General features: G+C 63.5%; 21 protein-coding genes. 6 read left to right on the forward strand and 15 right to left on the reverse strand.

Annotation, left to right across the window (positions count from 1 at the left end; genetic code table 11):
• Window positions 1-207: 207 nt before the first annotated feature.
• The 5 genes from NL532_RS22035 to hutI are packed head-to-tail and all read right to left on the reverse strand — an operon-like array spanning window position 208 to window position 6,109.
• Window positions 208-786 (reverse strand): HutD/Ves family protein, encoded by a 579-nt coding sequence (locus NL532_RS22035; protein ID WP_023715241.1) that lies wholly within the window; start codon window positions 784-786, stop codon window positions 208-210.
• A 12-nt stretch (window positions 787-798) separates the two neighbouring features.
• Window positions 799-2,469: a urocanate hydratase gene (gene hutU, locus NL532_RS22040; protein ID WP_023689635.1), complete on the reverse strand. Its 1,671-nt coding sequence runs from the start codon at window positions 2,467-2,469 to the stop codon at window positions 799-801.
• A gap of 28 nt (window positions 2,470-2,497) precedes the next feature.
• The gene (gene hutG, locus NL532_RS22045; protein WP_023689634.1) at window positions 2,498-3,310 is read right to left on the reverse strand and encodes an N-formylglutamate deformylase; all 813 of its coding nucleotides are present in this window, start codon (window positions 3,308-3,310) and stop codon (window positions 2,498-2,500) included.
• 1 nt (window position 3,311) lies between these two features.
• A complete protein-coding gene (gene hutH, locus NL532_RS22050) occupies window positions 3,312-4,850 on the reverse strand; it encodes a histidine ammonia-lyase (protein ID WP_023689633.1) in 1,539 nt (512 codons plus the stop codon).
• Window positions 4,847-6,109, reverse strand: coding sequence for an imidazolonepropionase (gene hutI, locus NL532_RS22055; RefSeq protein ID WP_023829520.1), 1,263 nt, complete (start codon window positions 6,107-6,109; stop codon window positions 4,847-4,849). The genes hutH and hutI overlap by 4 nt, the downstream gene beginning before the upstream one ends.
• Window positions 6,110-6,197: 88 nt before the next feature.
• Here hutI and NL532_RS22060 point away from each other — a divergent pair, with 88 nt between their 5' ends.
• Both NL532_RS22060 and hutC read left to right on the forward strand, forming a co-directional pair.
• The gene (locus NL532_RS22060; RefSeq protein WP_023829519.1) at window positions 6,198-7,550 is read left to right on the forward strand and encodes a formimidoylglutamate deiminase; all 1,353 of its coding nucleotides are present in this window, start codon (window positions 6,198-6,200) and stop codon (window positions 7,548-7,550) included.
• A complete protein-coding gene (gene hutC, locus NL532_RS22065) occupies window positions 7,547-8,287 on the forward strand; it encodes a histidine utilization transcriptional repressor HutC (protein ID WP_023829518.1) in 741 nt (246 codons plus the stop codon). Before NL532_RS22060 ends, hutC begins: the two co-directional genes overlap by 4 nt.
• A 120-nt stretch (window positions 8,288-8,407) precedes the next feature.
• Here the strand turns inward: hutC and NL532_RS22070 are convergent, their stop codons facing one another.
• Window positions 8,408-8,752: a RidA family protein gene (locus NL532_RS22070; protein WP_023672906.1), complete on the reverse strand. Its 345-nt coding sequence runs from the start codon at window positions 8,750-8,752 to the stop codon at window positions 8,408-8,410.
• Between the two features lie 205 nt (window positions 8,753-8,957).
• Between NL532_RS22070 and NL532_RS22075 the strand changes: the two genes are divergently transcribed.
• Window positions 8,958-9,296, forward strand: coding sequence for a protein tyrosine phosphatase family protein (locus tag NL532_RS22075; RefSeq protein ID WP_023689629.1), 339 nt, complete (start codon window positions 8,958-8,960; stop codon window positions 9,294-9,296).
• 224 nt (window positions 9,297-9,520) lie between these two features.
• Here the strand turns inward: NL532_RS22075 and NL532_RS22080 are convergent, their stop codons facing one another.
• The gene (locus tag NL532_RS22080; protein WP_023734215.1) at window positions 9,521-9,988 is read right to left on the reverse strand and encodes an Lrp/AsnC family transcriptional regulator; all 468 of its coding nucleotides are present in this window, start codon (window positions 9,986-9,988) and stop codon (window positions 9,521-9,523) included.
• A 139-nt stretch (window positions 9,989-10,127) separates the two neighbouring features.
• On the opposite strand from NL532_RS22080, the gene hppD reads away from it, so the two are divergent.
• Together hppD and NL532_RS22090 are read left to right on the forward strand one after the other, a co-directional pair.
• Entirely contained in the window at window positions 10,128-11,243 is a 1,116-nt protein-coding gene (gene hppD, locus NL532_RS22085) for a 4-hydroxyphenylpyruvate dioxygenase (protein WP_023698020.1), read from the forward strand.
• Window positions 11,244-11,246: 3 nt separating this feature from the next.
• A complete protein-coding gene (locus NL532_RS22090) occupies window positions 11,247-11,471 on the forward strand; it encodes a type II toxin-antitoxin system Phd/YefM family antitoxin (protein WP_023743658.1) in 225 nt (74 codons plus the stop codon).
• 3 nt (window positions 11,472-11,474) lie between these two features.
• Here NL532_RS22090 and NL532_RS22095 read toward each other — a convergent pair whose 3' ends face one another.
• Genes NL532_RS22095 through hmgA form a run of 7 tightly spaced genes read right to left on the reverse strand, consistent with a single transcriptional unit; the run spans window position 11,475 to window position 16,188 of the window.
• Window positions 11,475-12,011, reverse strand: coding sequence for a DinB family protein (locus NL532_RS22095; protein WP_023829517.1), 537 nt, complete (start codon window positions 12,009-12,011; stop codon window positions 11,475-11,477).
• A gap of 1 nt (window position 12,012) precedes the next feature.
• Complete coding sequence (locus tag NL532_RS22100) at window positions 12,013-12,309, reverse strand: hypothetical protein (protein WP_023753720.1); 297 nt, start codon at window positions 12,307-12,309, stop codon at window positions 12,013-12,015.
• Between the two features lie 7 nt (window positions 12,310-12,316).
• Window positions 12,317-12,613, reverse strand: a complete 297-nt coding sequence (locus tag NL532_RS22105) for a hypothetical protein (RefSeq protein WP_023743661.1) — start codon at window positions 12,611-12,613, stop codon at window positions 12,317-12,319.
• Window positions 12,614-12,625: 12 nt separating this feature from the next.
• Window positions 12,626-13,639, reverse strand: a complete 1,014-nt coding sequence (locus NL532_RS22110; protein ID WP_023753721.1) for a fumarylacetoacetate hydrolase family protein — start codon at window positions 13,637-13,639, stop codon at window positions 12,626-12,628.
• Between the two features lie 32 nt (window positions 13,640-13,671).
• On the reverse strand, window positions 13,672-14,004 hold the full coding sequence (locus NL532_RS22115) for a hypothetical protein (protein WP_023753722.1): 333 nt from the start codon (window positions 14,002-14,004) through the stop codon (window positions 13,672-13,674).
• A 2-nt stretch (window positions 14,005-14,006) separates the two neighbouring features.
• Entirely contained in the window at window positions 14,007-14,864 is an 858-nt protein-coding gene (locus tag NL532_RS22120) for an MBL fold metallo-hydrolase (protein ID WP_286487462.1), read from the reverse strand.
• A gap of 10 nt (window positions 14,865-14,874) precedes the next feature.
• Window positions 14,875-16,188 carry a homogentisate 1,2-dioxygenase gene (gene hmgA / locus NL532_RS22125; RefSeq protein ID WP_023753724.1) on the reverse strand — a complete coding sequence of 438 codons (1,314 nt, stop codon included), beginning with the start codon at window positions 16,186-16,188 and terminating at the stop codon, window positions 14,875-14,877.
• A 118-nt stretch (window positions 16,189-16,306) separates the two neighbouring features.
• On the opposite strand from hmgA, the gene NL532_RS22130 reads away from it, so the two are divergent.
• The gene (locus NL532_RS22130) at window positions 16,307-16,741 is read left to right on the forward strand and encodes a MarR family winged helix-turn-helix transcriptional regulator (RefSeq protein WP_031203942.1); all 435 of its coding nucleotides are present in this window, start codon (window positions 16,307-16,309) and stop codon (window positions 16,739-16,741) included.
• 223 nt (window positions 16,742-16,964) lie between these two features.
• Here the strand turns inward: NL532_RS22130 and tdh are convergent, their stop codons facing one another.
• Window positions 16,965-17,999, reverse strand: coding sequence for an L-threonine 3-dehydrogenase (gene tdh / locus NL532_RS22135; protein WP_023829515.1), 1,035 nt, complete (start codon window positions 17,997-17,999; stop codon window positions 16,965-16,967).
• Window positions 18,000-18,131 lie beyond the last annotated feature (132 nt).

An 18,131-nucleotide genomic window follows, 5' to 3' on the forward strand; every position in this document is an offset into this window, starting at 1 on the left:
CTTCTCACCACGCCAGAGGCGTTATCCCTTCGACATTTTAAGTGGGGCTTTCGACAACTCAAGGACGAGCACCCCTGCCCTCCCGTCCGCCTTGGAACGACGGAAGGATTCGGGCTTTTTCGTGATCCAGACAACAGCTTACGCCAGATTTCTCCGGCGTGCGATCATGTTTGGCAACAGGCGTTAATCGTTGTGCTGGCGGTGCGGCTAGCCCAGGCTGGCTATCCGGACGACGAACACGATCGTCGGCCGCACCGGTTCAAGCCGCAGTTTCGCGGCCTGCGGTCCGAGCAACAGCGTGTCGCGAGGTCCAAGGCGCGACGATGTCGCGCCGGTCACGCCGACCTCACCGTCGAACGGCAGGATCAGGGTCATAGCGCTGGTCGGCCGGGTATCGGTCGGAACCGAGATCACCAGGCGCTCGACCGTGTGCATGGCCCGCCCGCGGCGGGTCATGACGTTGAGGTCGGTGATCGGACCGGAGATCAGCGCCGCCGAGGTCGGCACATCGGCCGGGAAGGACAGCGGGGCGGAAGCCGCCGTCACTTCGGCCGGCGGCCGGCCAGCAATGTCGAGGACGATGCCCTCGCCTTCCAGCACGGCCAGCGTGCGGTCGACGCCGGCAAAGCCCGAGAACGGCCCGCTATCCTCGACTCGCGCCATCGAAACGCGCCAGTCGAAATCGTCCAGGCCGGCGCCGTCCGGCGAGACGGCGATCTCGGTGGTCGTGCCGCCGCCATTCTTCCACGGCATGACCCGGTAGTCGGCGGCCCGTAGGATGCGCATCATTTAAGCCAATCAGCCTAAAATACCGGGCAGATTGAGCTGGTGCTCCTTCGCGCACTCGATGGCGATGTCGTAGCCGGCATCGGCGTGGCGCATGACGCCTGTCGCCGGATCGTTCCACAACACGCGCTCCAGGCGCCTTGCGGCGTCCGGCGTGCCGTCGGCGACGATGACCATGCCGGCATGCTGCGAGAAGCCCATGCCGACGCCGCCGCCATGATGCAGCGACACCCAGGTCGCGCCCGACGCGGTGTTGAGCAACGCATTGAGCAGCGGCCAGTCGGAGACGGCGTCGGAGCCGTCCTTCATCGCTTCCGTCTCGCGGTTCGGCGAAGCGACCGAGCCGGAATCGAGGTGGTCGCGGCCGATGACGACGGGCGCCTTGAGTTCGCCCCTGGCCACCATCTCGTTGAAGGCGAGGCCCAGCCTGTGGCGGTCGCCGAGGCCGACCCAGCAGATGCGCGCCGGCAGGCCCTGGAAGGCGATGCGCTCACGTGCCATGTCCAGCCAGTTGTGCAGATGGGTGTTGCCAGGGGTGAGTTCGCGCACCTTGGCGTCGGTCTTGTAGATGTCCTCGGGATCGCCCGAAAGGGCGGCCCAGCGGAACGGGCCGATGCCCCGGCAGAACAGCGGCCTTATATAGGCCGGCACGAAGCCCGGGAAGGCAAAGGCGTTCTCGAAGCCTTCGTCCTTGGCGACCTGGCGGATGTTGTTGCCATAGTCGAGCGTCGGCACGCCGGCATTCCAGAAATCCACCATCGCCTCGACATGCTCGCGCATCGAGGCGCGGGCGGCCTTCTCGACAGCCTTGGGATCGGAGACGCGCTTCTCGCGCCACTCAGCTATCGTCCAGCCCTTGGGCAGATAGCCGTTAATCGGGTCATGCGCCGAGGTCTGGTCGGTGACCATGTCGGGGCGGATGCCCCGCTTGAACATTTCCGGCACGATGTCGGCCGCATTGCCGAGCAGGCCGACCGACTTCGCCTCGCCGGCCTTGGTCCAGCGCTCGATCATTTCCATCGCTTCGTCGAGCGTCTCGGCCTTCTCGTCGACATAGCGGGTGCGCAGCCGGAAATCGATCGAGTCCGGATTGCATTCGATGGCGAGGCAGCAGGCGCCGGCCATGACGGCGGCAAGCGGCTGGGCGCCGCCCATGCCGCCGAGGCCGCCGGTCAGGATCCATTTGCCCGTAAGGTTGCCATTGTAGTGCTGGCGGCCGGCCTCGACGAAGGTCTCGTAGGTGCCCTGCACGATGCCTTGCGTGCCGATATAGATCCAGGAGCCGGCCGTCATCTGGCCGTACATCATCAGGCCTTTTTTATCGAGTTCGTTGAATTTGTCCCAGGTCGCCCAATGCGGCACGATGTTGGAGTTGGCGATCAGCACGCGCGGCGCATCGGTGTGCGTCCGGAAGACGCCGACCGGCTTGCCGGACTGGACCAGCAGCGTCTCGTCTTCATTGAGGGTCTTCAACGAGGCGACGATGCTGTCGAAATCGTTCCAGGTGCGCGCGGCCCGGCCGATGCCGCCATAGACGACGAGCTCATTGGGGTTTTCGGCGACATCGGGATCGAGGTTGTTCATCAGCATGCGCAGCGGCGCTTCGGTCGTCCAGTATTTGGCGTTGAGCTTGTCGCCGCGGGGCGCGCGCACTTCGCGGATGTTGTGGCGAGGATTGTTCATCATTGTCCCTTTGGAGTAAGGCGGCGTCTCAGCGCCCGGCCCAGTCAATGGCGGATTGGAGGATTTTCGTCAGTGTGGCGCGCATCGGCGCGGCGAACTCGGCATCATAAGGCACCGGCCAATTGTCCGGTTCGCCCTTGCCCTCGGGCTCGCGCAAATAGCCGCGATCGGCAAGTTCCATCTGCAGCGCATGGTAGCCGCCTTGCGGATTGCCGAAATAGCGGGTGATCCAGCCACCCTTGAAACGGCCGTTGATGACATTGCTTTCACCGCTCTCGGCCATGATCTGGCCAACCAGCGCCTGCAGCGTAGGATCCGCGGTCTGGCCGTCATTGGTGCCGAGATTGAACACCGGCAGCGTGCCGTAGAACAGGCGCGGCAGCACCGACCGGATCGAGTGGCAATCGTAAATGACGACCTTCTCATGCAGGCCGCGCAGCCTGACGGACTGAGCCGCCAGCATTTCATGGTAGGGCACGAAATACGCTATGCGGCGCTGGTCTATCTCCGATGGCGTCGGTTCCGCGCCGGGCAGATACAGCGGATCGCCGTCGAAGGTCTCGGTCGGGCATAGCGTCGTTGTCGTCTGCCCGGGATAGAGCGAGGCGCCGGAAGGATCGCGGTTGACATCGATGACGGTGCGCGAGATCGACGTGTGCACGACAGTCGCGCCAAGGCCGGCGGCAAAATCGTAGAGATTGTCGATCCACCAGTCGCAATCGCGGCGGCCGAGCCAGGGCGAGACCAGCCGATTGTCGATGCCGGCGAGATCGATACCCGTGTGCGGGATGGACACCAACAGGGGTGCCGTGCCTTCCGTCACTGTCAGCCAGTCGGTCATGTCAGACTCCCGAGATCGAAGGCAATGTCACCGCGCTCGCAGCCTTGATGGCAGCGCCGCTGCGCACCATGGCGATGGCTTTTTCCATGTCAGGGTGGAAATGCCGGTCATTGTCGAGATGCGGCACCTCGGCGCGGACCAGCTTACGAACCGCTTCCAGAGCTGCACTCGACGCCAGCGGCGCATGGAAATCGCAGCCTTGCGCGGCGGCCAGGAGTTCGATGCCGATGACGGCCGTGGCGTTTTCGATCATGCCGATCAGCCGGCGAGCGCCGTGTGCGGCCATCGAGACATGGTCTTCCTGGTTGGCCGAGGTCGGGATGGAATCGACACTTGCCGGATAGGCCTTCTGCTTGTTCTCAGAGACGAGCGCCGCCGCCGTCACCTGCGGGATCATGAAGCCGGAGTTCAGGCCGGGCTTCGGCGTCAGGAAGGCCGGCATGCCGGACAGCGCGGGGTCTACCAGCATGGCGATGCGGCGCTCCGACAGCGAGCCGATCTCGCAGACGGCAAGCGCGATCATGTCGGCAGCGAAAGCCACCGGCTCGGCGTGGAAATTGCCGCCGGACAGCGCAGTATCGTCCTCGGCGAAGATCAGCGGATTGTCGGTGACGCCATTGGCCTCGGTGCCGAGCGTATCGGCGGCCTGGCGCAGCACGTTGAGCGCCGCACCCATCACCTGCGGCTGGCAGCGCAGGCAGTACGGATCCTGCACGCGCTCATCGCCGACGCGGTGCGATTCACGAATGGCGCTGCCGGCCATCAGGTTGCGCAGCGCTTCCGCCGTCTCGATCTGGCCGGGATGTTTGCGCAGGAGATGGATGCGCCGATCGAAGGGCGCGTCCGAGCCCTTGGCAGCGTCGGTCGACAGCGCCCCGGCGACCAGCGCCGACTGATACAGCACTTCGGCCTCGAACAGAGCGGCCAGCGCGTAGGCGGTGGAAAACTGCGTGCCGTTGAGCAGCGCCAGACCTTCCTTGGCGCCGAGCGTCACGGGCTCCAGGCCGTGCGAGACGAAAGCGACCTTGGCCGGGAAGCGGCCATGCGGTGTAAAGCATTCGCCGACGCCGATCATCACCGCCGTCATGTGCGACAGCGGCGCGAGATCGCCGGAGGCGCCGACCGAGCCCTGCGCCGGCACCATGGGGATGACGTCGTTGGCCAGCATCGATTCCAGCAACTCGATGGTTTGCGGCCGTACGCCCGACGCGCCCTGCGCAAGGCTGGCGAGCTTCAGCGCCATCATCAGCCGAACCACCGAAACCGGCATCGGCTCGCCGACACCGGCGGCATGCGACAAAACGATGTTGCGTTGCAGGGTCTCTAGATCCTCGGCCGGAATGCGGACGCTGGCCAGTTTGCCGAAGCCGGTGTTGATGCCGTAGACCGGCTCACCCTTGGCGACGATGCGGGCGACTGCCTCGGCGCTGGCCTTGATTTTTGGCCGGCAGGAGGCGTCGAGCTTCGGCATGGCGCCACGATAGATAGCGCGCCAGTCGGCCAGCGTCGCATTGCCGGGCTTCAGGTTAAGTTCGGTCATTGTCCTCTCCAGATGCGGGCATGGAGCGGGTTGAAGCCCATGCGGTAGACGAGTTCGGCCGGACGCTCGATGTCCCAGATCGCCAGGTCGGCGGATTTTCCTGCCTCAAGCGTGCCGGTCTTGCCAAGCAGCCCAAGCGCGCGGGCAGCCTCGCGAGTGGTGCCGGCCAGGCATTCCTCGACGGTCAGGCCGAAAAGCGTCGCTGCCATGTTCATGGTCAGCAACAGCGAGGTCAGCGGCGACGTCCCGGGATTGTTGTCGGTGGCGACCGCCATCTTGACGCCGTGCTGGCGGAACAGGCCGACCGGCGGCTTCCTGGTTTCGCGGATGAAATAGTAGGCGCCGGGCAGGATGGTCGCCACGGTGCCGGCCTTGGCCATCGCTGCGGCGCCGGCCTCGTCGGTGTATTCGAGATGGTCGGCCGACAGCGCGCCATAGCGGGCGGCGAGTTCGGCGCCATGCAGGTTGGACAACTGGTCGGCATGGAGTTTGACCGGCAGGCCAAGCGCCTTGGCCTTGTCGAACACGCGGGCGATTTGCTCCGGCGAGAAGGCAATGCCTTCGCAGAACCCATCAACGGCATCCGCCAGGCCCTCGACGGCGATGGCGGGCAGAATATTGTCGACGATATTGTCGATGTATTCGTCGTTGTCGCGATAGGGCTCCGACGGCACGGAAAGATCGCCCAGATTCTGCGGTAGTGTGTGTGCGCCGAGAAAAGTGGTGACCACGGACACATCCCGCATTGTGCCCAGCCGCCGCGCCGCACGTAGCGACCATCTCTCATGCATATGGCTAAGGCCGTAGCCCGACTTGATTTCGACGGTCGTCACGCCCTCGGCAATCAAAGCGTCGAGGCGCGGCAGGCTCTGCCGGACCAATTCATCCTCGTGCGCTGCACGCGTGGCTTTGACCGTCGAGACGATGCCACCGCCGGCTCTGGCGACCTCTTCATAGGTGACGCCGGCCAGCCGCATCTCGAACTCGTTGGCACGGTTGCCGGCATGGATGAGATGGGTGTGGCAGTCGATCAGGCCGGGCGTAATCCAGCGGCCTTCGCAATCGGTAGTCTCGCTGCCCTGAGCCAACGCTGACGGCATGTCGGCTTCCGGACCGGCATAGACGATGACGCCGTCACGGGCGATGATCGCGCCCTTTTCGACGATGCCCAGTCCGGCAACGCCTTCCGCCATGGTTGCCAGGCGCGCATTGCGCCAAAGCTGAAGGCCCCCTGCCCGGCTTTTGTCTTGTGCCGCCATCATCTTTTTCCGTTGCTTGGATGGCGATTATGTATATACATATTGAAACGCACTGCAAGTGCATTGTTCATGGAACGCGGAGAAAAACGTGACGGCGATCTTTGCGGAACAGGCGCTGCTGACCGATGGCTGGCATGACAAGGTGCGGATCGTCGTCACGGACGGTCGCATCGCGACGGTCGAGCCGGGCTCTTCGCAGCAGGCCGACGACGAACGCCACGCCATTCTGGTACCCGGCATGCCGAACCTGCACAGCCACGCCTTCCAGCGCGGCATGGCCGGGCTTGCCGAACTGCGCGGTCCCTCCGCCGACAGCTTCTGGAGCTGGCGCGAGGTGATGTACCGCTTCGCGCTGTCGATGACGCCGGACCAGGTCGAGGCGGTCGCCGCGCAGCTCTATGTCGAGATGCTGGAAGCCGGTTTTTCGCGCGCCGGCGAATTCCACTATCTCCACCATGACCGCGATGGAAATGCCTATGCCAACCTTGCCGAAATGGCCGAGCGCATTGCCGCTGCATCCGCCGAGACCGGTATCGGCCTGACGCTGCTGCCGGTGTTTTATGCGCATTCGTCCTTTGGCGGCGCTGCGCCCAATGAAGGCCAGCGGCGATTCATCAACGATGTGAATTGCTTCTCCCTGCTGGTTGAGAAATGCCGCGAATCGGTTCGTGCGTTGAATCAGGCTGTCGTCGGCGTCGCCCCGCACAGCCTGCGCGCCGCGACGCCGGAGGAACTCAGCGCTGTTGCCGCCATTGCGCCGGACGGACCGATCCACATCCACGTCGCCGAGCAGGTGAAGGAGGTCGAGGATTGCCTGGCGTGGTCGGGTGCGCGACCGGTCGAATGGCTGCTCGCCAATGCGGGGATCGACAAGCGTTGGTGCCTGATCCACGCCACCCACATGACCGAGGCTGAGACAACCGGCATGGCCAGAAGCGGCGCCATTGCCGGGCTTTGCCCGATCACCGAGGCCAATCTCGGCGACGGCACCTTTTCAGCACCTCTGTTCATCGAACATGGCGGCCGCTTCGGCGTCGGCTCGGATTCCAACGTGCTGATCGGCCTGCCGGATGAATTGCGCCAGCTCGAATATTCGCAGCGCCTCGCACACCGCGCCCGCAATGTGCTGGCGGTGGCCGGCGGCTCGACCGGGCGGGCTCTGTTCGACGCCGCCCTCGATGGCGGCAGCACCGCACTCGGCGCCGGCCCGTCGCGGATCGCCGCCGGCGCCGCGGCTGATTTCGTCTCCCTCGACGAAAACCATCCTTCGCTGGCCGGAAAAAGTGGCGATGCGATCCTCGACGCCTGGATCTTTGCCAATGGCGGCAAGGTCGATTGCGTCTGGGTGCATGGGAAAAAGCAGGTCAGCGGCGGCCGGCATTCCAGGCGCGAGCCGATTGCAGAGCGCTTTCGCCAGGTGATGACGGCGCTTGCGGCATGAGCATGATTGAGACAGCGGCGTCGGAAGGCGGCGGCTCGCTGCACCAGCGCATCCTGTCCGACATCAGCGAGAAAATAATGTCCGGCGCCTGGGCGCCGGGCCACCGCATCCCGTTCGAGCACGAGCTGACGGCGCAGTATCATTGCTCGCGCATGACGGTGAACAAGGCGCTGTCGCAACTGGCCAAGGCCGGGCTGATCGAGCGCCGCCGCCGTTCGGGCAGTTTCGTGCGCCAGCCGCAATCGCAGGCCGCGGTGCTGGAAATCCACGACATCAGGATCGAGGTCGAGGCGCTTGGCCTGGCCTATCGCTACGAGCGCGTGGCGCGGCAGAAAAGGCGCAGCAGCGCCGAGGATCGCGCCTTGCTGGAATTGGGAGCGGCTGGACAGGTGCTGGCGCTGGAATGCCGGCATTTCGCCGGCAAGCGGCCGTTCGCGCATGAACAGCGGCTGATCAATCTGGCCGCCGTCGCGGAAGCTGGCAATGAAGAATTTCTCGACATCGCCCCCGGCCCTTGGCTGATCGGCCGCGTGCCCTGGAGCGAGGCCGAGCACCGCATCCGCGCTGTGGCGGCGGACAAGCGCATGGCCGAAGCGCTCGACATCGCAGCCGGCGCGCCCTGCCTGGTGGTCGAGCGCCGGACCTGGGGCGCCGAGCACCCGGTGACGCAGGTGAGGTTCACCTACGCCGCGGAGAGCCACACGCTGGTGGCGCGGTTCAGGCCTTCGCAGGGGTAGCTCCTTTACCCTCCCCTTGTGGGGAGGGTCGCTGCGAAGCAGCGGGGTGGGGGTCGGCGCCAGCCCCCACCCGGACCTTCGGTCCGACCTCCCCACAAGGGGGAGGTAGAAGGCTGCACTTTAAATCGCCGCCGTGACGATAATCTCGACAGTGTATTCCGGCCCTGCAAGCTTGGCCTCACCCGTGGCGCGGGCGGGCGTGTTGCCTTGCGGGACCCACTTGTCCCATTCCTTGTTCATCTCGGCGAAGGTGCCCATATCGGCCAGCCAGATGATCGCCTGCAGGATCTTGGTCTTGTCGGTGCCGGCCTTGGCCAGCAGTTCGTCGATGGATGCGAGGATCGACCTGGTCTGTTCGCCAACGCTGGCGCCGGGCGTTCCGACCTGGCCGGCGAGATAGACGGTGTTGCCGTGGATGACGATCTGGCTCATGCGCGGGCCAACATCGATGCGACGAATGCTCATGGGATGGTTCCTTCGTTTGTCGGTGCGCCTGTTTAGAGTCGCTGCCGCCTCCGGGCAAGGCCAACAGCGCGAAACCTCTTGAGCCTGGGGGATCTTGGGCCGCAAATGTCTATCTGCGCCGAGGGATTTCTTTCCGGCGCGGATTGCCGACCTCGTGTGAGAGTGGCAAGACTTCGCGCCAAACCAGGTTGAGAGGATGAGAGCCATGGAATATCGAGAAATCAGCGAGGACTATTCGGTCTCGGGCCAGATCCAGCCCGAAGATGCCGCCGCCATCAAGGAAGCCGGTTTCAAGAGCGTGATCTGCAACCGGCCGGATGACGAGCAGCCCGACCAGCCTTCGGCCGACAGCGTCAAGGCGGCGGTCGAAGCCGCGGGGCTGGCCTTCCGCTACATCCCGGTAATCAGCGGCCAGATCACAGCCGAGAATGTCGAAGATCAGGCCAAAGCGCTCGACGCGCTCGAAGGCCCGGTGTTTGCCTATTGCCGCTCCGGCGCGCGCTGCACCAATCTCTACGGGCTGATTCAGCAGTCCAAGGGGTGAGCATCTGAGGCGCTGGCGATCCCTCACACCCCCCTCTGTCCTGCCGGACATCATCTCCCCCGCAAGGGGGGAGATCGGATGTCGCCTTCGCTTTTCGCCAATCGCCGACGTTGCAGGATGAGCGCTATCGACAAAGCTGCTGATCTCCCTCCTTGCGGGAGAGATGGCCGGCAGGCCAGAGGGGGGTGCTGTCCCGCCGACGTATCAACTGAAACTCTCTCAAACTAGATCGGCAGCGCCCCGGTCTCCTTCAGCGTCTCCAGCACGATCGCGGTCTTCACATGCTGCACCGATTCATGCGGCAGCAGCACGCCATTGACGAATTCCGACAGCGATTTGAGGTCGGGCGTCACCACCTTCAAGATATAATCCATCTCGCCGGTCAGCGCGTGCGCCTCCTGCACCTCCGGCAGCCGCGCCAGCAGCTCGCCGAAGCGCCTGGCATTGTCGCGGTTATGGGTGGCGAGCGTCACCGAGATGACGTTGACCAGCGAGAAGCCGAGCTTGTCGCGGTCGAGCACGGCGCGATAGCCCTTGATGTAGCCGTCTTCCTCCAGCCGCTGGCGGCGGCGTGAGCATTGCGATGCCGACAGGTTCACGCGCTCCGAGAGATCGTTGTTGGTGAGCCGCGCGTCGCCCTGCAAGAGAGCCATTATCTTGCGGTCAAATTGATCGATGCGCGCTTCATTCATCGATTCATCTCCAATCATGCATGAATTACGCACGAGATGATCATTTCAAGCGTTTGAATGCAAGCACCGTGCGGTCGCTTCGCACTATCATGCGTCATCTCGTGGTCCGATGCGGCCACCATCCGTTTGGAGGAATGCCATGGGTCCCTTCCCGCACGACGCCCCGCCCGCAAAGATCAGCAAGGAAAACCCCGCCGGCACCGACGGTTTCGAGTTCGTCGAGTTCGCGCATGCGGAGCCGCAGAAGCTAGCCGAACTGTTCACCCGCATGGGCTATGTCGCGGTGGCCAAGCACCGCACGAAGGACATCACCGTCTGGCGCCAGGGCGATATCAACTATGTCGTCAATGCCGAGCCGGGCTCGCATGCGATGAAGTTCGTCGACAAACACGGCCCTTGCGCCGCCTCGATGGCCTGGCGTGTTGTCGATGCCAAGCACGCATTCGACCATGCGGTGTCGAAAGGCGCGACGCCCTATGAAGGCGACGACAAGGCGCTCGACGCGCCGGCCATTGTCGGCATTGGCGGCTCACTGCTCTATTTCATCGAAGCCTATGGCAAGAAGGGCTCGGCCTATGATGCCGAGTTCGAGTGGCTGGGCGAACGCGACCCGCGGCCCCAAGGCGTCGGCTTCTATTTCCTCGACCACCTCACCCACAATGTCTATCGCGGCCAGATGGACAAATGGTGGGACTTTTATCGCGAATTGTTCGGCTTCAAGCAGATCCATTTCTTCGACATCGACGGCAAGATCACCGGCCTCGTCAGCCGCGCCATCACCTCGCCCTGCGGCAAGATCCGTATCCCGCTGAACGAGTCCAAGGACGACACCAGCCAGATCGCCGAGTATCTGAAGAAGTACAATGGCGAAGGCATCCAGCATATCGCCGTCGGGACCGACGACATCTACGCCGCCACCGACAAGCTTGCCGACAACGGGCTGAAGTTCATGCCCGGTCCGCCGGAGACCTACTACGACATGTCGTACAACAGAGTGAACGGGCATGACGAGCCGATCGAGCGGATGAAGAAGCACGGCATCCTGATCGACGGCGAAGGCGTGGTCGACGGCGGCATGACCAAGATCCTGCTGCAGATATTCTCCAAAACCGTGATCGGCCCGATCTTCTTCGAATTCATCCAGAGGAAGGGCGACGAAGGTTTTGGCGAAGGCAATTTCCGCGCGCTGTTCGAGTCGATCGAGCAGGACCAGATCAAGCGCGGCGTGATCAAGGTCGATGGCAAGGCGGCGTGAACCGTGAACGTCTCCATAACCGAAGCAAAGGCCAAACTAACGGAACTCGTCGGCCGCGCGGAGGCCGGCGAGGAGATAGTCATCACTCATCACGGCAAGATCGCGGCGCGGCTCGTGCCACCAGTTCGAGAAGACTTGTTGTCGCGCATAGGTGCCCTGAAGGGCAAGATTTGGATTTCTGACGATTTCGACAAACTCGGCCCTGAATGGAACGAGTACACCAGATAAAGGTCAGAGGCCCAGCCGCACGACCTCTTCCCTCCTCACCTTCAAATCATAATCGAGCAAGAACTCGTCCAGCTGCGGCGGCGCGACCGAGCTGCCCGAGAGCATCGCGTGAACCTGGCCGCGATGGTGGATGTCGTGCAGGAAGACATGGGCGAGAATGTCGCCGATCTTTTCGGGGATCATGCCGTCCTCGCGCCGGTCGGTGATGACCTGACGGTCGAGATCCGCCTCCGACAGCTTCTCGCAAAAGGCGATCAGGCGTCGATCTGCTGCGACCTGGGCGGCAAACAGCGCCTGCGGCACATCGAACGGCACGTAGTCGTCATGGGCGGCCGCACAGACGCCGCCTTCTTCGAGAAAATCGAGATAGAGATGATCGACCGCAAGGATGTGGTTGAGCGTTGCCTTGATCGACGGGAAGAAGCTGGTGCGTTCGGCTTCGAATTCGCCGGGCTTCAGCGCAAGCACAGCGCGGTAGAGCCGGTCATTCGACCAGAGATTGTTGCCGGCCATGCGGCTGAAGTGGGTGAGAATATCCATGTTATGCGCTTGGCCAACCGACCAAGTCCACCAACTTCAGAATGACGAGTATGGCAGCTGTCCCCAGAAGACGAGCGTTCATACCGCGGCGCAGTTCTTGCGTTCCTGCATCGCTTGCGACTTCCCGGTTCAAAGCGACGTACACAAGCCTCGGCAGGCGCGCCTCGCTGCTGAAATTACGCAGCCTTTCAGACCGATCCTCGACCTGCCGGCAGAGCCGAATTGCGGAAATCAAAAGCCAGCCGGTTGCGACGCTGCAAAGCCCAAGAAACCAAAGATAAGAAGCGGTATAGGCCATCTGCCATTCACGCTCCCGTCGATCGCATCAGATACAAGCCTGCCGCCATCACCGCGAAGCCGGCGACAACGATCAGCAACAGGCGGTTCATGCGCCGCCGCATCGCCTGCGTCTCCTCGTCCCGCGCCACATTGGTGTTGGTGATGGTGTGGAACATCATCGCCTTGCGCGGGTAGCCACTGCGGTTGGTCAGATCGGGCGAGCGCGCCTCGATGCGGTAGCTCAGCCGGATCGCCTGGATGAAGACCACCAGAATGGCCAGCGCCCAGACGCCGGCCAGCAGGTAGAACGCCTCTCCCGTCACTATTGCCCCCTCTTATGCCTGGGACTTCTCGACCTTCTGCTCGATGGCGCCGAAGATCGAGTTTCCGCTTTTATTCTTCATCTCGATACGCACCGTATCGCCAAAGCGCAGGAACGGCGTCTTGGGCTCGCCAGACTCAATGGTCTCGATCATGCGCAGTTCAGCGATGCAGGAATAGCCGGCGCCGCCGGCCGCCACCGGTTTGCCCGGCCCGCCATCCAGCTTGTTGGAGACGGTGCCGGAACCGATGATGGTGCCGGCAACCAGCGGCCGTGTCTTTGCGGCATGGGCAATCAGCGCCGGGAAGTCGAAGGTCATGTCGACGCCGGCATTGGCACGGCCGAACGGCTTGCCGTTGACGTCGGCGAGCAGAGGCAGGTTGACCTTGCCGCCATCCCAGGCGTCGCCGAGTTCGTCCGGCGTCACCGCCACCGGCGAAAAAGCCGAGGACGGCTTCGACTGGAAGAAGCCAAACCCCTTGGCGAGCTCGGGTCCGGTGAGCGCGCGCAGCGTCACATCATTGACCAGCATGACCAGCCGGATGGCGGCGCGCGCCTGGTCGATACTGGCGCCCATCGGCACGTCGTCGACAATGACGGCGACCTCTGCCTCCATATCGATGCCATAGGCTTCGCCGGCCATGCGGATCGGCTCACGCGGCGCGATGAAGGAATCCGAGCCGCCCTGATAGATCAGCGGATCGGTCCAGAAGCTTGCCGGCATATCGGCCCCGCGCGCTTTGCGCACCAGTTCGACATGGTTCACATAGGCCGAACCGTCGGCCCATTGATAGGCGCGCGGCAGCGGCGAATGGGCGTCATGCTCATGGAAGCGCGCCGACGGCACCGCATTGTTTTCCAGCGATTCCGCGATGGTTGCCAGATGCGGCGAAACCCGCTGCCAGTCGTCGAGCGCGGCCTGCAGCGTTCGCGCCAGGAACGAGGCGTCGGTGAAGCGCGTCAGGTCGCGCGAGACGACGACGAGTTTTCCATCGCGCGTCCCGTCCTTCAATGTGGCAAGCTTCATGCATCCTCCCAGTGGTTATTCTTAGTATGCGGTTATTCGTGAGATTTGCCGGCATAGAGAATTTTGGCGGCGGCTTTCCAAGGATTTTCGTCAGCTAGGAATGTCGGCCCATTGTCTTGGACGCAGGCGACCGCCGCTTCAAGAAATGTGGCTATCGAGCCATTGTACCAGCCATTCCAGCCGGGGTCGGATGGTCCGGGCCTCGCGTCCTCCTTGCGGTCGGCGTCCTCGCGGTCCTTGCGCAGCGCATCGATGAAGCGGACAAAGGACAGCAAGTCCTCCACTCGTTCGAGAAACAGAGAGAGCTGCGCCCAGGATGCCTCCCCGGATTTGCGTACCTCTTCCCAAAGCGCGTCGTCGGCCATCGTTACTCCCGAAACCCCACAACAAGGCCGTCGCGGGCAATCGTCAAGTCACCGGCCCACGATTTCCTGACGGCAGCCTCCCAGTCGGCCTCACCGATCGCGGGATCGTCGGCCGGAATGAGGTGATTGAGCACCAGTCTCCCGACGCCGGCATCGCTGGCGATGCGCCCGGCTTCCTCGGCAAAGCTGTGGCTGGCGAGCAGATGCTCCTTCAGCCGCGCGCCATTGCCGGTCCTGGTGACGAGACGCTCGATGCCTTCTTCCAGCATGGCCTCGTGAACAAGAATGTCGGCATCTCTGGCGAAACCGGCGAGCGGCGGGAAGAAGGCGGTGTCGGCCGAGAACACGACGCTTTTGCCGGCACGGTCGAAGCGCAGCGCAAAGCAGTCGGTTACGGGGGGATGGTCAACGCGCAGCGCCGAGACCTTCAGGCCGCGCTGCGTAAAAATCTCACCCTCGCCGAATTCGACGATCGAAACCAGTTCGCGGATGTCCGGCCTGCCTTCGTCAACGATGCGGATCTCGATGTCGAACTCCATCGCCTGGCAGAAGCGCCGCCAGTAATGGCCGGTGCCGGGCGGTCCGAACAACGTCACCGGATTGGCCAGACCGGCGGTCCAGGCGGTGTGGAGCAGCGCCCCTAGTTCCAGCACATGATCGGAATGCAGATGGGTGACGAAGATCAGGTCGAGCGCCTTCAGGCTGACGGCGGAATCGACCAGGCCGCGCGTGACGCCGAGCCCGCAATCGACGACGATGGTTCGCCCGCCCAGTTCCAGCAGCGACGAACTCGGCCACGGCCCGCCCGGCCGCAGCGCCGGGCCGCCCTTGGAGCCGAGAAGCACCAGCCGGTCGTTCATCGGGCTGATCTCAAGACCAGTCGCCCTCCGGCGTGCCGTTGAAACGCTTCTTCAGATCGGTCCAGCAATCGATGTAATTGTCCTGCCTTGTTTCAAGCTCGGCGCCGTAGCGGGTGAGCATTTGCGGGAATCGGGTCTCGAACATGAAGGCCATGGTGTTGTCGAGCTTGACCGGTTTCAGCTCGGAGCGCGAGGCCTTTTCGAAGCCAGGCGCGTCTGGGCCGTGGGCCAGCATCAGATTGTGCAGGCTGATGCCGCCCGGGACAAAACCTTCCTCCTTGGCGTCATACTGGCCGTGGATCAGGCCCATGAACTCGCTCATGATGTTGCGGTGGTACCAGGGCGGCCGGAACGTATCCTCCGCCACCAGCCAGCGCGGCGGAAAGATGACGAAGTCGATGTTGGCAGTGCCTTCCTCGCCGCTCGGCGCCGTCAGCACGGTGAAGATCGACGGATCGGGATGGTCGAACAGGATGGCGCCGACCGGAGAAAACGTCGCCAGATCATACTTGTAGGGCGCGTAGTTGCCGTGCCAGGCGACGACGTCGAGCGGCGAATGGCCAATCTCGGTGACATGGAAATTGCCGCACCATTTCACCGTCAGCCGGCACGGCGTCTCCTTCTCCTCGAACCAGGCGCAGGGCGTCTTGAAGTCGCGCGGATTGGCGAGGCAGTTGGCGCCGATCGGCCCGCGGTCGGGCAGCGTCAGCTTGGCGCCGTAGTTCTCGCAGACATAGCCGCGCACTTCCTCGTCGATGAGCTCGACCTTGAACACCAGCCCGCGCGGCAGAACGGCGATCTCACCGGGTCGCAGCTCGATGACACCCATCTCGGTGACGAAGCGCAAGGCGCCGACCTGGGGGACGATCAGCAACTCGCCATCGGCATTGAAGAAATGATCGTCGACCATCGATCGGTTGGCGACATAGACATGCGCGGCCATGCCGCTTTGGCCCAGCACATCTCCGGCAGTGGTGATGGTGCGCATGCCGGCGATGAAGTCGGTCGGCTCACTCGGCATCGGCACCGGGTTCCAGCGATACTGCCCGAGCGCCAGTTCGTGGTCGCCGACATTGGGTGCGGTCTTCCACAGGGGATAGCTCGCCGCCTTGAAGCGGCCGGTGTGTTTGACGCTCGGCCGGATGCGGTAGAGCCAGGAGCGCTCATTGGTGCCGCGCGGGGCGGTGAAGGGCGAGCCCGAGAGCTGCTCGGCATAAAGTCCGTAAGCCGGCCGTTGCGGCGAGTTCCGCCCCTGCGGCAGCGAGCCGGGCAGCGTCTCGGTTTCGAAGTCGTTGCCGAAGCCCGGCATGTAGGAAAAGGTCATCCGATCCTCCCTGATCCCGGCCCCGCGATGCGCTGCTTGCCGGCGATGTTGACCAAACTGGTTTCATTTGTAACCATCGAAAATGTAACTATCAAACGCGAACGCATCCACGGTGCAGATGGAAATCCTCGAACTCGAAAGCTTCCTGCCCTATCGGCTCTACCGGCTGGCCGACGCCGTCAGCCGCGAATTTTCAAAAATCTACCGCGACCGCCACGGCCTGACGCGGCCGGAATGGCGCACGCTGTCAGGGCTCGGACAGCGCGGCACCATGACGGCGACAGCGCTTGGCGAGCAGTCGGCCATGCACAAGACCAAGGTGTCGCGCGCCGTGGCCGAGCTCGAGCGGCGACGCTGGCTGGTACGCACAACCGACGAGAATGATCGACGTGTAGAGCATCTGGCGCTGACGAAGGCGGGGCTGGCGGCCTATGGCGAAATGGTGCCGCTGGCGAAGGCGTTTGAACGGGAGTTGCTGGAGAGGCTGAGCACAGAGGAGCGGACAGCGATTGTGAGCGGCGTGGCGGCGCTGGAGGGAGCGTTGGGTGAATAAAGATCTGCTCCGCCGTGATCCTTCACACCCCCCTCTGTCCTGCCGGACATCTCCCCCGCAAGGGGGGAGATCAGATGTCGCGAAGGCTTTCGCCAATCTCCAATGTTGCAGAGGTTGGCGAGCCGTCAAAGCTGCCAATCTCCCTCCTTGCGGGGGAGATGGCCGGCAGGCCAGAGGGGGGTGCTGTCCCGCCGGCTTCTCCAGCTAGAACGTGCCTCTGCGCCTACCAATCCATCACCACCTTACCCGAACTGCCGCTCCTCATCGCATCGAACCCTGTCTGGAAATCATCGATACCGATCCGATGCGTGATGAGCCCGCCGACATCCAGCGGGCCTTGCACCAGCGCGATCATTTTGTACCAGGTCTCGAACATCTCGCGCCCGTAAATGCCCTTGAGATGAAGCATCTTGAAGATGACCTTGTTCCAGTCGATCTCGAAGCCGGTCGGCGCGATGCCCAGAATGGCGATCTTGCCGCCATTGTTCATCGTGTCGATCATGTCGCGGAAGGCGGGCGCGGCGCCCGACATTTCCAGGCCGACATCAAAACCTTCGGTCATGCCGAGCGCCGGCATGACATCCCTAAGCTTTTCCTTCGAGGCGTCGACGACATGCTGGACGCCGAGCTTTTTGGCCAGCGCCAGCCGCACCGGGTTGATGTCGGTGATGACGACTTTTCGCGCGCCCACACATTGCGCCACCAGCGCGCCCATGATGCCGATCGGACCGGCGCCGGTGACCAGCACATCCTCGCCGACCAGATCGAAGGACAGAGCGGTGTGGACCGCATTGCCCAACGGATCGAAAATCGCCGCGATCTCGTCGGGCACATCGTCGGGGATAGAGACGACATTGTGCTGCGGGATCGCCAGATACTCGCCGAAGGCGCCGGGACGGTTGACGCCGACGCCGAGCGTGTTGCGGCACAAATGGCCCCTGCCCGCGCGGCAGTTACGGCAATGGCCGCAAACGATGTGGCCTTCGCCGGAGACGCGCTGGCCGACCTTGTATTCGGTGACCGCAGCACCAAAATCGGCAACCGTGCCGACGAATTCATGGCCGGTCACCATCGGCACCGGCACCGTTTTCTGCGCCCACTGGTCCCAATTGTAGATGTGCACGTCGGTGCCGCAGATCGCCGTCTTCTTGACCTTGATCAGCACGTCGTTGGGGCCGATCTCCGGCACCGGCACCTCTTCCATCCAGATGCCCGGTTCGGCCTTGGCCTTCACCAGCGCCTTCATCATGTTCGACATGCTACAACTCCTTACCCTCCCCCTTGTGGGGAGGGTGGCCCGAAGGGCCGGGTGGGGGTCAAAAAACTGGCGGAGGTCGTGACCCTGCAGACCCCCACCCCGCCTCCCGCCCGCTTGCTTCGCAAGCGGTCG

It is taken from the genome of Mesorhizobium sp. C120A, assembly GCF_030323105.1.
GTDB lineage: Bacteria > Pseudomonadota > Alphaproteobacteria > Rhizobiales > Rhizobiaceae > Mesorhizobium.